Consider the following 13,265-nt stretch of genomic DNA (forward strand, 5'->3'; position numbering starts at 1 on the left):
CTGCGATGGATACGGTTTGTTACAACGGGGCGTTCGTCGTTCCCGGAGAGCGGGGATTCGCGCCGGAACGGTTGCTTTCGACGAATTACGTCTATCAGCAGATGCATGCCTTCGATCGCCGGATTCTTTTCCCGGATGCGCATTTGGAAATTCTCGGGCAGGCCGTGGAGCGGGTTTGCGGCGTGCCGTTCGTCCTCCCCGAACCGACGTTGCGACAGGCGGTCGGGGCGTTGCTCGACGCCAATCGTTATCCGCACGGCAGCAGTCGGATTACGTTGCGCGTTTTTCCGCACGGGCTGGAATCCGATGCCGAAGAACCGTCTTGGCTGCTGGAGACCGCTGCTCCGCTCTATTATCCGCGTTACGTGCTGTGGCATAAGCGTCCGCTGCTGGACGTGTTTCCGTGCGATTGCGCCTGGCCGGGATATCCGACTTCCGTTTCGCTGCTTTCGGCGGCATTCGGACGCGATGCGGCTGCCCGAGCCGGAGCGGAACTCGCCGTTCTCGAGAACCGGGACGGGACGCTGACCCACGTCGACGACGAGCCGTTGTTCCTCGTCTCCGCCGGCGAGGTGTTTACGACGCCGCTGGCAGCCGGGGCGACCGATTCGGTGATGCGGCGGCTGGTGCTTGCCGTCTGCCGCGCCGAAAAGATCGCGGTGTGCGAATGCCCGCTGACACGGGGTATGCTGACCCATTGCGAAGAAGCCTTTACCGTTTCGGTGCAGGGAATCGTGTCGCTGCTCGGTTACGGGGATTACCGCTACTTCAACCTGATGGCCGTGAAACTCGCCGAACGGATCAACGACGTGCGGCTCTGAAGCGTTTCGTCCCGTTCCGGCTACGGCTTTTTCCGCCGTTTGGCGCTCTCCTTATCGAATTCTTCCTGATCGAACTTCGCCCCGAGGATCTCTTCGGCCCGGCGGGCGTCCGCCTCGTTGACGACCAGCCGGACGGGCATCATCTCGTTGCGGATCGGCAACACCTCGGCCGTCAGTTCGTTCAGCAGTTCGCACGGTACTCCGCTGCTTTCCAGCAGGCTTTTGTAAATGGAGGCTTCCCCTACCGAGGAGAAGCTCCGGATTACTACCAGTTTCGAATCGTCCATCGCATTCGGTTTTTAGTACGACATTGATAATCAGGCGGAAATATCGGATCGTCGCCGGTTGTTCCGCATGTTCTAAATATAGGGATAATTTGTGAATAAATTCCCGCCGGGGATGCCGCGGGACAACTATTTTTTCGTTATTTTTGTCGGGATACATCATTAAAAGCGAATCTGAAATGGCTCAATTTACACATCTGCACGTACATACCCAATATTCGATCCTGGACGGGGCGGCTGCGATCAAACCGTTGCTCAAACGCGCCAAAGAACTGGGCATGACGTCGCTGGCGATTACCGATCACGGCAACATGTTCGGCGTGAAGGAGTTTCACGATGCGGCCGAAAAAGAGGGGATCAAACCGATCCTCGGATGCGAGGTGTACGTTGCGGGCGGCAGCCGTTTCGACAAAAGCGGCAAGGACGACCGCGGCGACCACCTGATCCTGCTGGCCAAGAACCTGGAAGGGTATCATAACTTGGCGCGTATCGTTTCGTACGCCTTTATCGAGGGATTCTATTACCGTCCGCGTGTGGATAAAGAGTTGTTGAGGCTGTACCATGACGGGATTATCTGCTGCTCGGCCTGTCTCGGCGGGGAGCTTCCGCAGGCGATCATGCACGGGAATATCGACGAGGCGCACCGCGTCGTCGAGGAGTTTAAGTCGATTTTCGGAGAGGATTACTACCTCGAACTGCAACTGCATCCGAGCGGTAACGCGCGGATCGACGCGCAGGTGTACGAGAACCAGAAAAAGGTCAACGAAGTGATCCTGCGGCTGGCGGCCGAACACGGCGTCAAGTACATCGCGTCGAACGACGTGCATTTCATCATGGCCGACGACGCGCCGGCGCACGACCGGCTGATCTGCCTGAACACGGGCCGCGACCTGGACGATCCGAATCGGATGCGGTACACGTTCCAGGAGTATCTGAAGAGCGAAGAGGAGATGGCCGCGCTGTTCCCGGATCATCCCGAAGCGCTCGCTACGACGGCCGAGATCGCCGCTAAAGTGGAGTCTTATTCGCTGGAACACAAGCCGCTGATGCCGAACTTTCCGATCCCGGACGATTTCGAAATACCGCTCGACAAACTGAAAGAAACCTTCCTGAAAAAGCTGGAAGACGAGGCGCTGCGCGCGGAAGTGAACGATTGCGCGTCGCTCGACGACGTGATCGCGCGTCATCCGGAACTGTCCGAACGGTTGATGATCTCGAAACAGTTCCGCTACCTGGAATACCTGACCTACCTGGGTGCCGAAAAACGTTACGGCACGCTTTCGGAGGCGGTGCGCAAACGGATCGAATACGAATTGTCGACGATCGAGTGGATGGGGTTCCCTGGTTACTTCCTGATCGTGTGGGACTTTATTCGTGCGGCGCGCGAGATGGGCGTGTCGGTCGGGCCGGGTCGTGGGTCGGCGGCCGGGTCGGTGGTTGCCTATGCGCTGAAAATCACCAGCATAGATCCGATGAAATACGACCTGCTGTTCGAACGTTTCCTGAATCCGGATCGTATTTCGCTGCCGGACGTCGACGTCGATTTCGACGAGGACGGCCGCGCCGACGTGCTGCATTACGTGACCGAAAAATACGGCAGCAAGCGCGTCGCGCAGATCATCACGTTCGGGACGATGGCTCCGAAAATGGCCATCAAAGACGTGGCGCGGATTCAGAAGCTGCCGCTTTCGGAAAGCAACCGCCTGGCGAAGCTGGTTCCCGAAAAACCGGGGATGTCGTTCCCGAAAGCCTATAAAGAATCTCCCGAACTGCTGGCCGAGAAGGAATCGCCCGACCCGCTGGTGCGCGATACGATGCGTTATGCCGAGAAGCTCGAAGGGTCGGTGCGCCAGACCGGCGTACATGCCTGCGGCGTGATTATCGGGCAGGATGACCTCGAACTGTTCGCCCCGATCGCGATCGCGAAGGACGCCGAGCTGAACGTGGTGCAGTACGAAGGCAAGCTGGTCGAGAGCGTCGGCCTGATTAAGATGGACTTCCTGGGACTCAAAACGTTGTCGATTATCAAGGATGCGCTCGAAAATATCGAATCGACGACCGGGCGGAAGCTCGATATCGACGCGATCCCGCTGGACGACGGCCCTACGTACGAATTGTACAGCCGCGGCGAGACGACCGGCCTGTTCCAGTTCGAGTCGCCGGGCATGAAAAAGCACCTGCGCAACCTGAAGCCGAACCGGTTCGAAGATTTGATCGCGATGAACGCGCTGTACCGCCCGGGCCCGATGGAGTACATCCCGAACTTCATCGCCCGCAAGCACGGGCTGGAACCGGTGACCTACGAGATTGCCGACATGGAGGAGTACCTGAAGGACACGTACGGGATTACGGTCTATCAGGAACAGGTCATGCTGCTGTCGCAAAAGCTGGCCGGTTTTTCGGGCGGCGAGGCCGATACGCTGCGCAAGGCGATGGGGAAGAAAAAACGGGACGTGCTGGATAAGATGAAGCCCAAGTTCATCGAAGGGGCTAAAAAGAACGGTCACGACCCGAAAATCTGCGAAAAGATATGGGGCGATTGGGAGGCGTTCGCATCGTATGCGTTCAACAAGTCGCACTCGACCTGCTACGCCTACGTTTCGTACCAGACGGCCTACCTGAAAGCGCATTATCCGGCCGAATTCATGGCGGCGCTGCTGAGCCGCAACCTGTCGGATATCAAGAAGATCAGCTTCTTTATGGACGAGTGCAAGCGGATGGGGCTGTCGGTACTGGGCCCGGACGTCAATTACAGTAAGTCGCGCTTCTCGGTCGATGAGGACGGCAACGTGCGTTTCGGCATGGCGGCGATCAAAGGCGTGGGCGAGGCCGCCGTCCAGAATATCATCGAGGTGCGCAAAGAGGGCGGTAAGTTCACGTCGATCTATGATTTCGTCGAACGGGTGAACCTGCAGGCCGTCAATAAGAAAACGCTCGAAAACCTCGTGCTCGGCGGAGCGTTCGACACGATCAGTTCGTTCCCGCGGAGCGCTTACCTGGCCAAGGACGACCACGATATGACGATGCTCGACGCGCTGATCCGTTACGGAAACCGCATCCAGAACGACAAAAACAACGTGCAGCAAAGCCTGTTCGGCGAAACGGCCGCCGAGTCTTCGGTGCAGAAGCCGGAGCCGCCGCAGCATACGCCGTGGTCGAAGCTGGAAATGTTGAACCGCGAACGCGAGGTAATCGGTATCTACTTGTCGTCGCATCCGCTGGACGATTTCTCGGTTATTATCCGTCACTATTGCAACTGCTCGCTCGGCGACCTGTCCGACCTGTCGTCGATGAACGGGCGCGACTTCATGGTCGCCGGCATGGTGACATCGGTGATGCACCTGACGACCAAAACCGGCAAGCCTTACGGACGGTTCACGATCGAGGATTACAACGGTTCGCACGAATTCGTGCTCTTTTCGAAGGAATACGAGAATTTCCGCCGCTATATGTTCGAAGGATATTACCTGTTCATCCGGGGGAAGGTGGGTCCTCGCATCTACAATCCGAGTGAGCTCGAAGCGAAAATCACGTCGATGATGATGCTTTCCGAAGCGCAGGAAACGCTGATGAAAGAGGTTACCGTAATGGTACCGGTGAACGATCTGACCGAAGAGTTGATCGGGAAGCTTTCCTGTACGGTGAAGGACAACCGCGGTAAGGTGATGCTCCGCGTCAAGGTGTACGATCCGGCAGCCGATGTGGCAGTAAATTTGTATTCGAAGAGCGTGAAGGTCGATATGACCGGCGACATGGTGCGGTTTCTGGAAGACTATGCGTTGCAGTATACGCTGATGTAACTATTTGATCCGTAAGTGTGTATTCGTCTGCCAGTCGGAATGTTGAATAAGTTGTTGATTACTTTTGCCGTCGCCGCGTGCTTTTGTCGGATGTTATTATGACCTTTGTACGACCACAGTGAAACATAAACTTTAAAAATACCGAAATTATGGCACTTACTATCACATCCGAAAATCTGCAGGGATTGCTCGATTCGGGCAAGCCGCTGGTAATCGATTTCTGGGCCGAATGGTGCGGCCCCTGCCGGATGGTCGCTCCGATCATCGACGAACTGGCCGGCGAATACGAAGGCAGAGTGACGATCGGCAAATGCGACGTCGATTCGAACAATGCGATCGCCGTGCAGTATGCCGTCCGCAACATCCCGACGATTTTGTTCATCAAGAACGGGCAGATCGTCGACAAGCAGATCGGCGCGGCTCCGAAAAACGTATTCGCGGAGAAAATCGCAAAACTTCTGTAAACTCGTATTCTGTTTTCATGGCGATAGGGGGGCGACTCTCCCTATCGTTTGTTTTGTGCGATCTCCTATCCGCCGAACATATTTTCTCCGTAGTATTTTTGAGCCGTACGTGCGACGATGTCCGCATCGTATTTCCATTCGTCGTTGCGGTACCATATCTTTTTGCGCAGCGAACGGAGATAGCGGGATTCCTTTTTCTTTCCGCTGTCGGTAAAGTACATCTTCAATGCCATGCCGACACGGTCTTTTTTGGTGATAACCACACCCGTACAATACACATAACCTTTCTTGTATGGGTCGTCTACCGGCAAAGTATAGATACACTGTACCGGCATTGAACCACCTACGGGCTTTGTTTCTGGAAACGGTCGTAACGTAGTCGTCGAAACGAAATTCTTTATCCGACGCCGAATCGAAGCCCCCGTCCTTTTCTTCTTGTGACCGTAAACCGTCGTCTTCAATTCCCCCGATTTATACAGGTAGCGAGGCGCTCCGCTGATTGTTGTCGGGAGAAGATGGTTGATATCGGATGATGGAACAGGGGGGGATATACGACGACAAAGCCTGGAGACCGTATTTACAATGTCTCCAGGCTTCTGTGTATTGCCGGCAGGTTCCGGCCGCTTTGTGAAATCGATTGCGCGCGGAATTACCAGCCCAGCACGTATGCGAAAATCAGCGGGGCCACGATCGTAGCGTCCGATTCGACGATGAATTTCGGGGTGTCCGGAGCGAGTTTGCCCCAGGTGATCTTTTCGTTCGGAACGGCGCCCGAATATGATCCGTACGAGGTCGTCGAGTCCGAAATCTGGCAGAAGTAGGCCCAGAACGGCACGTCTTCCCATTCGAGATCCTGGTACATCATCGGCACTACGCAGATCGGGAAATCGCCCGAAATGCCGCCGGCGATTTGGAAGAATCCGACGCCTTTGCCGCCGCTGTTGGCGCGGTACCATTCGGTCAGGAAGATCATCGTTTCGATGCCGCCCTTGACGGTCGAGGCTTTCAGTTCGCCTTTGATGACGTACGACGTGAAAATGTTGCCCATCGTGCTGTCTTCCCATCCCGGAACGATGATCGGAATGTTCTTTTCGCAGGCGGCCAGCATCCAACTGTTCTTCGGGTCGATTTCGTAGTACTGCTCCAGTACGCCGCTGCGCAGCAGCTTGTACATGAATTCGTACGGCAGGTAGCGTTCGCCTTTGTCGTCGGCGTCTTTCCATATCTTGAAGATATGTTGTTGCAGGCGGCGGAACGCTTCCTCTTCCGGGATGCAGGTATCCGTCACGCGGTTCATGTGGTTTTCGAGCAATTCCCATTCGTCCTGCGGCGTCAGGTCGCGGTAGTGCGGCACGCGTTTGTAGTGCGAGTGGGCGACGAGGTTCATGATGTCTTCTTCGAGGTTGGCGCCGGTGCAGGTGATGATCTGCACTTTGTCCTGGCGGATCATTTCGGCCAGCGAGATGCCGAGTTCGGCGGTACTCATCGCACCGCCGAGGGTGATCATCATTTTACCCCCTGCCTGCATGTGGGCTTCGTATCCTTTGGCGGCGTCGATCAGCGCAGCCGCGTTGAAGTGGCGGTAGTGGTGCGTAATGAATTGAGAAATAGGTCCCTTTTCCATTTTTTTTGATTGAGTTTAATATGTAATCGTATTATTTAGGTCGTCTCGAACACAAGTTTCCGCTGTTGTTGCAGCGGACCTCCGCAAAGGTAGGAAATTCCGCCGTGAATTATTCCTTAATTATAAGGGAAACTCTTTATTTGCGGATTTCTTCGAGCCAGCGGCCGAGCGCGGCGCGCAGTTCGTCCTTGTAGCGGAACGATTCGCTCCAGCCCCAGCCGTGACCGCCGGTCGGGAAAATGTGCAGTTCGGCCGGAACGTTGCGGCTTTTCAGCGCCGTGTAGTAGCGGGTGCTGTTGCCCGGCAGGACGTTGTCGTCGTCGTCGCTGAGGGCGATGAATGCCTGCGGCGTTCGGTCCGTCACTTGTTTTTCGCAGGAATAACGGAACGTCTCCGGTGCGGAAGCGTCCGGGCCGATCAGGTTGCCGAAGGTCTCCTTGTCGATGATGTCCGGATCGTCCGAGGTGGCCGCGTAGCACAGGATCGTGAAATCGGGACGGTTGTCCGCTCCGGTGAACAGCGTCGAGGCGGCTGCGGCAAGGTGTCCTCCGGCCGAGAATCCGATGATGCCGACCCGGTGCGGATCGACGCGCCATTTCGGGGCCTGTTTGCGTACCAATTCCAGCATTTGCTGCGCGTCTTTCAGCGGGATTTCGGGGTGGCCGTTCGGCATCCGGTAACGCAGTACAATGGCCGTTACGCCCTGCGTATTAAACCATCGGGCGACCTGTAAGCTTCGTGATCGAAGCAGACGGCTCCGTATCCTCCGCCGGGACAGATGACGACGGCCTGGCCGGTCGCCTGCGTCGGATCGGCCGGCAGCACCAGGTAGTCGGCGTCGACCGCCCCGAAAATCACGTCGGGTAATACTTTGACGCTGTCCGCCGACAGGCCGTTACTCTCCGGCGCGCCTTTCGGGTAGAGCGGCAACGCTTCGGGCGTCGGTTCGGTTCGGGTGTCCGGCCCGGGCTTTCGGCGGCGGACAACAGCAGCGGAAGGACTGCCAGCCATGCCATTTTTTTCATCGTAACGGGCTTTCGGCGATTCTTATTTGCGGATTTCTTCGAGCCAGCGGCCGAGCGAAGCGCGCAGTTCGTCGTGGTATTCGAACGAATCGCGCCAGCCCCATCCGTGTCCGCCGCTCGGATAAACGTGCAGTTCGGCCGGCACGTTGTGCTTTTTGAGCGCGGAATAGTAACCGATGCTGTTGGCGGGCGGTACGCCGTTGTCGTCGTCGCTGAGCGCGATAAATGCCCGCGGCGTTTGGTCGGTAACCTGTTTTTCGTTCGAATAGCGCTCGGCCAGCTCCGCCGGGGCGTTCGTGCCCAACAGGTTGTCCTTCGATCCCTGATGCGTGATCGAATCCATCGAGATGACCGGGTAGATCAGGATCGAGAAATCGGGCCGGTCTTCCGGGCCGGTGAAGTGGGTGGCTGCGGTCGCGGCGAGGTGCCCTCCGGCCGAAAATCCCATGATGCCGACCCGGTTCGGGTCGACGTGCCAGTCGGCGGCCTTCTGCCGCACCAGTTTCAGGGCCGTCTGCGCGTCTTTCAATGGAATTTCGGGATGCCCGTTCGGCATCCGGTAACGCAGTACGACGGCGGTTATCCCGTGCTCGTTCATCCATTCGGCCACGTCGAGTCCTTCGTGACCGTAAGCCAGCGAGATATACCCTCCTCCGGGACAGATGACGACGGCCTGTCCGGTCGCTTGCGCCGGATCGGCCGGAAAAACGAAATAATCGGCTTCCGCGCATTTGTCGAGGTTCGTGGCGGTCAGCCGGACGTCGGCTGCGGAGAATCCGTTGCTTTCCACGGCCCCGTCGGGGTACAGCGGCAGCGCCTGCGGTGTTTGGGCGAATCCGCCCGGAGCGCACAGCAGCGCGCCGACGGCGGTCAATAGTTGTTTTTTCATAGTATCTAAAAATCCGATTTTAACAAAGGTAGCTAATTTGTACGGTTCGTCAAAGCGCTTGCGTGCGGTACGTTAAAATTCGACGGTGATGCCAAGCGTCGGCAGTACGGTGCCGCCGATGTCGTGCGCGACGGTCTTCATTTTGTAGTGTCCGGGGCGCTGCGGATCGGGGACGTATTGCCCCGAAGCGTCGGTCTCGGGCATCAGGATATCCTGCCCGGCCGCTTTGAAGTTGTAGAGATTCTGAATGTCGACGTAGAATCCGAGCCGCCATTTCGCGAAGTACCATACTTTGTCCGCCCGCACGTCGAGCTGGTGGAAAGCCTGCAGTCGCCGCGAATTGTACAGCGCGTAATCGTAGTAGGGCCTCTGTCGGGCGTCCCAGGCTCCGGTTTGCGACGAGAGGCCGAAATCGTAGGGCGTGAAGGGGCTGCCGCCGGTCAGATACCATTTGGCGCCGAGCGTCCAGTTGCGCCCGAACTTGTGGATCGCCGAGACGTTCAGGATGTGCCGCACGTCCCAATCGGAGGAGACGTACTCGTCCGTCGGGCGCAGGTCTGCGCCGGGACGGTTGAACTGCGAGTGCAGGAACGTGTACGAAACGTTGACGACCGTGTTCGCGAGGTTCGTGTTGCGGTACGAGAGTTCGACCCCGTAGGCGCGTCCTTTGCCGACCGACCGCACCGGAACGTCCCCGATCGTATAGTCGGCGAAGTCGCCGGTCGATACCGGCAGCGAATCGATCAGCGATACCGGATAGTCCGAGTAGCGCTTGTAGAAGCCTTCGACCGAAATGCGCGAGTGCGCGTCGGGCGTAAAGGCGATTCCCGCGATGAAATGGTCGGAGGCGATGTATCGCAGTCCGTTCGCTTTGTTGATCAGTACGCCGGTGCTGTCCCTGTATCCCATCGACGTGTAGGGCGGTTCCTGGTAATATCGCGCGACCGAAGCGCTGAACGTCCACTGCGGCCGGAAGTTGTAAGAGAGGCTCAGCCGCGGCGAAAGTTGTCGCAGCGGGTTGTGCATTTCGGAGGAATAGGTCGTTCCGTCGGCCCGTAGCCCGAGCAGCACTGAAAAGCGTTCCCCGAAAAATTCCCGGCTCAGCGTGGCGAACAGTTCGTAGCGTCCGAACGAGAGCCGGCTGTCGAACCGTTCCGTGCGGAGCTGGCCACCGGTGTAAGTCGGCCGCCGGGTCGTATTGTCGTAGTGCCCGCTGCCGCCTCCGACGCCGCCCGTAAAGCGGAAGCCGCCGACCGACCGCAATTCGATTTCGGCCCGCACCCGGTTGTCCGATTGCTCGGTATTGTAATCGATCGTGCGCGGCAGCGACTTGTCGTTGCGTTCGTGCTTGTAGAGTTTGTTCGTAAAAGCGTTACGACTGACCACGACGCGCAGTTGCCCGGCCCGGAAACGGTGCACGTATCCCGCGCCGAACACGTAGCTTGACTGCCTGTTTTCGGGCAGGTAGCCGAGGATGTACTTTTGATCGTCGTCGGGGTCTTTCAGTCCGGTATTCAGCCGGTTGTAGTCGAACGATCCGAGTCCGATCAGGTAAAATTCGTCCGACGCGCCGAGTTTCGAGGTCAGTTTGAACTGGTAGTCGTTATAGGTCGGCAGGAAGGGCAAGCCGAGTACGCTGAACAGCATTTGCAGGTAGCTGCGACGATAGGAGGCCAGCAGCGTGGTCTTGCCGTTTTTCGAAACCGGCGTATCGAAGTTGATCCCGAAATCCGACGCTCCGAGGATCAGTTTGCCTTTGAACCGCGTCGGGTTGCCGTCGCGCATCCGCATGTCCATCACCGAACTGAGGCCGTTGCCGAACGCGGCCGGGAACGCCCCGGTGTAGAAGTTGACCGAACGCAGCAGGTCGGTGTTGACCAGCGAGGCGTTGCCGCCCGATCCGCCCTGCACGGCGAAGTGGTTCAGCACCGGGATTTCGATGCCGTCGAGGTAATATTTGTTTTCGTTGGCTCCGCCGCCGCGCACGAGCACGTCGTTGCGCTGGATGGCCGTGGCGATGACCCCGGGGGCTGATTGCACCACTTTCGAGATGTCGCGGTTCGCGCCGGGCGTCATATCGATCTCTTCGGTTCCGATCCGCCGCATCGACACGGGGGATTCGGTCGTCGCCGCGAGCGGCGAAACCGCCACGACGACTTCCGACAGCGCTACCTGCATCGTGTCGAGGGCGATGTTTACCACGGCGGTGTCCGATGCCGTGACCAGGAACGATTCGGTGGTGACCGCGTGGAATCCTTCGGCGGCGACATACAATGTGTTGTATCCCACCGGGACGCGGCGGATCAGGAACAACCCGTCGCCGTTCGACGTTCCCGCGAGAGTGTCGCCCGCGAGCCGCACGGTGATGCCTGCGATCGGCCGGTCGTCGCCGCTGCCGGTCACGCGGCCCTTGACGGTGCCCGTTTTCGGCATCGGTTTTGTCTGGGCATAAGTTGTGGCGCATAAAACGATCGGAAACAGCCATAAAAGGCCGTAAAGGCAAAGCTTTTTCATTGCGGCGTGCGAAGTTTCCGGCAAAGATAATGTCTAATTCCGATAAAGCGATGCGATTGTGGTCGATACATCCGAAGTATCTGGATCCGGCTGGTCTGACGGCCTGCTGGCGCGAAGGGTTGCTGGCGCGGGAGGTGCTTTGCGGCCGGACGTCCGGTTACCGGAACCATCCGCAACTGGCGCGTTTCAAGGAGGCGGAAGACCCGGTGCGGGCGATCGACCGCTATCTCGAAGCCGTCTGGGAAGAATCCGTGCGCAGGGGGTACCGGTTCGATGCGACGAAGGTCGTGCTCGGCATTGCCGTCGTCCGTCTGACGGTCTCCTGCGGACAGCTCGATTATGAATTCGAACATTTAAAAAGAAAGCTGGAACTCCGTTCCCCGAAAAACTATATGCGGCTGATTGCCGTGCGCAGCATCGAGCCGCATCCGTTGTTCCGGGTTACGACGGGGGGAGTGGCCGTTTGGGAGATCATCCGATGAAAATTGCGATTTCGGGAGCAACCGGGTTTATCGGTACGCATCTGACGGCCCATCTGACGGGATTGGGGCATCGGGCCGTTCCGCTGGGACGTTCGGCTTTCCGGTCGCAGGAGTCGCTCGCGGCGGCGCTTGCGGGCTGCGGGGCCGTGGTCAATCTGGCCGGCGCGCCGATCGACCGGCGGTGGAGCGACGCCTATAAAAAGCAACTGTACGACAGCCGGATCGGGACGACCCGTAAGCTGGTGGCCGCAATCAACGAAATGAATCCCGCGCCGAAGGTTTTCGTTTCGGCGTCCGCCGTCGGTTATTACCCCGATCAGGGTTGTTACGACGAATACACGGCGGTCAAGGGAACGAGCTTCCTGTCCGACCTCTGCGAAAGCTGGGAGCGGGAAGCGAGCCGGGTGGTTCCGGGGATACGGTTGGCGGTCGCCCGTTTCGGCGTAGTGCTCGCCCCGGACGAAGGCGCTTTCGCAAAAATGGCTTTCCCGTTTCGCAAAGGGATCGCCGTCCGCATTGCGTCGGGCGCGCAGATTTTTGCATGGATCGACATTGGCGATCTGGTGCGTGCGCTGACTTTTATCCTTTCGTCGGATATGCTGGCCGGGGCGATCAACCTGACGGCTCCCGAACGGCTGACCAATGCGGCGTTCGCCCGAGCCGCCGCCCGCCATTACGCCGCCCGTCTACACGTGGCGGTTCCCGGTTGGGCGCTCCGGCTGCTTTATGGAGAGGCTTCCGGTATGCTGGTTTCGGGCCCGTGCGCGATTCCCCGGAAACTGCTGGATGCCGGATTCGTTTTCAATGCGCCGGAGATCGCCGCGTTTATGTCGAAACTCGGCAAAACGGCCGAGAAGTGAGCGTCCGTGTCGGGTCCCGTCCGGGGGGAGCGAAAGCAAACGGAGCATCCCTTTTTGAGGACGCTCCGTTTGTCGAATTTGTTGTCGAAAACTATTTTTTTGCTTCTTCAACAGATACTTTACGAAAATCTTTCAGCAGTTTGGACAGTTCCAGCGCTGCTTTGCGCGCACGGGTTCCGGCTGCTTTGTTGTTTTTTTCAACCTGCAGATCTGCATTGGCCATAAAGACGTCAATTTGTTCTTTGATCTGGTTAACCAACTCTTTCATAAGCTTTTACGATTAATAGTTAGACATTCGGAAATACATGGAGGCAACCGGAATTCGACTTTTTTGAAGCAAAGCGACGACAAGGCAGTTCCCTCTGTGCTGAGTTTCCGTTTGATTTTCACCTGCAAATATACAAAGAACTCGCAAAAAAACGGCAAAATTTGGATAAATAAAGTAAGTGTTTGGTATTGAGGAGAGTTAAGCCAAATTCTTCTATACCTTTCCAAATCGCTA

Annotated in this window: 13 protein-coding genes; 5 read left to right on the forward strand and 8 right to left on the reverse strand. The window is 57.6% G+C overall.

Translation table 11 applies throughout. The features are described from left to right. Positions 1–5: 5 nt before the first annotated feature. Positions 6–821: an aminotransferase class IV gene (locus tag DW082_RS09955; protein WP_101571155.1), complete on the forward strand. Its 816-nt coding sequence runs from the start codon at positions 6–8 to the stop codon at positions 819–821. Between the two features lie 20 nt (positions 822–841). On the opposite strand, the gene DW082_RS09960 is transcribed toward DW082_RS09955, so the two are convergent. Then, entirely contained in the window at positions 842–1,108 is a 267-nt protein-coding gene (locus tag DW082_RS09960; protein WP_055201758.1) for a DUF2007 domain-containing protein, read from the reverse strand. A 176-nt stretch (positions 1,109–1,284) separates the two neighbouring features. Here DW082_RS09960 and dnaE point away from each other — a divergent pair, with 176 nt between their 5' ends. Together dnaE and trxA are read left to right on the forward strand one after the other, a co-directional pair. Continuing rightward, positions 1,285–4,905: a DNA polymerase III subunit alpha gene (gene dnaE / locus DW082_RS09965; protein WP_101571153.1), complete on the forward strand. Its 3,621-nt coding sequence runs from the start codon at positions 1,285–1,287 to the stop codon at positions 4,903–4,905. A 149-nt stretch (positions 4,906–5,054) separates the two neighbouring features. After that, the gene (gene trxA, locus DW082_RS09970) at positions 5,055–5,369 is read left to right on the forward strand and encodes a thioredoxin (RefSeq protein ID WP_101571152.1); all 315 of its coding nucleotides are present in this window, start codon (positions 5,055–5,057) and stop codon (positions 5,367–5,369) included. Positions 5,370–5,434: 65 nt separating this feature from the next. On the opposite strand, the gene DW082_RS14550 is transcribed toward trxA, so the two are convergent. From DW082_RS14550 to DW082_RS10000, 6 genes are all read right to left on the reverse strand, one after another. Next, entirely contained in the window at positions 5,435–5,602 is a 168-nt protein-coding gene (locus DW082_RS14550) for a hypothetical protein (protein ID WP_182424147.1), read from the reverse strand. 416 nt (positions 5,603–6,018) lie between these two features. Then, a complete protein-coding gene (locus tag DW082_RS09980; protein WP_055201750.1) occupies positions 6,019–6,993 on the reverse strand; it encodes a deoxyhypusine synthase family protein in 975 nt (324 codons plus the stop codon). Between the two features lie 136 nt (positions 6,994–7,129). Next, positions 7,130–7,666 carry an alpha/beta hydrolase gene (locus DW082_RS09985; RefSeq protein WP_118458447.1) on the reverse strand — a complete coding sequence of 179 codons (537 nt, stop codon included), beginning with the start codon at positions 7,664–7,666 and terminating at the stop codon, positions 7,130–7,132. Positions 7,667–7,689: 23 nt separating this feature from the next. Further along, positions 7,690–8,004 (reverse strand): hypothetical protein, encoded by a 315-nt coding sequence (locus DW082_RS09990; protein ID WP_118458449.1) that lies wholly within the window; start codon positions 8,002–8,004, stop codon positions 7,690–7,692. A gap of 36 nt (positions 8,005–8,040) precedes the next feature. Continuing rightward, on the reverse strand, positions 8,041–8,907 hold the full coding sequence (locus tag DW082_RS09995) for an alpha/beta hydrolase (protein ID WP_055201748.1): 867 nt from the start codon (positions 8,905–8,907) through the stop codon (positions 8,041–8,043). Positions 8,908–8,979: 72 nt separating this feature from the next. Then, a complete protein-coding gene (locus DW082_RS10000; protein ID WP_182424148.1) occupies positions 8,980–11,340 on the reverse strand; it encodes a TonB-dependent receptor in 2,361 nt (786 codons plus the stop codon). A 110-nt stretch (positions 11,341–11,450) separates the two neighbouring features. On the opposite strand from DW082_RS10000, the gene DW082_RS10005 reads away from it, so the two are divergent. Both DW082_RS10005 and DW082_RS10010 read left to right on the forward strand, forming a co-directional pair. Continuing rightward, on the forward strand, positions 11,451–11,903 hold the full coding sequence (locus DW082_RS10005; RefSeq protein WP_259335594.1) for a pyrimidine dimer DNA glycosylase/endonuclease V: 453 nt from the start codon (positions 11,451–11,453) through the stop codon (positions 11,901–11,903). Continuing rightward, positions 11,900–12,763 carry a TIGR01777 family oxidoreductase gene (locus tag DW082_RS10010; protein ID WP_118458455.1) on the forward strand — a complete coding sequence of 288 codons (864 nt, stop codon included), beginning with the start codon at positions 11,900–11,902 and terminating at the stop codon, positions 12,761–12,763. The genes DW082_RS10005 and DW082_RS10010 overlap by 4 nt, the downstream gene beginning before the upstream one ends. Before the next feature lie 91 nt (positions 12,764–12,854). Here the strand turns inward: DW082_RS10010 and DW082_RS10015 are convergent, their stop codons facing one another. Continuing rightward, complete coding sequence (locus DW082_RS10015; protein WP_055201742.1) at positions 12,855–13,031, reverse strand: histone H1; 177 nt, start codon at positions 13,029–13,031, stop codon at positions 12,855–12,857. Positions 13,032–13,265: the final 234 nt, after the last annotated feature.

This window comes from Alistipes sp. AF48-12 (assembly GCF_003477565.1).
Lineage (GTDB): Bacteria > Bacteroidota > Bacteroidia > Bacteroidales > Rikenellaceae > Alistipes_A > Alistipes_A hominis.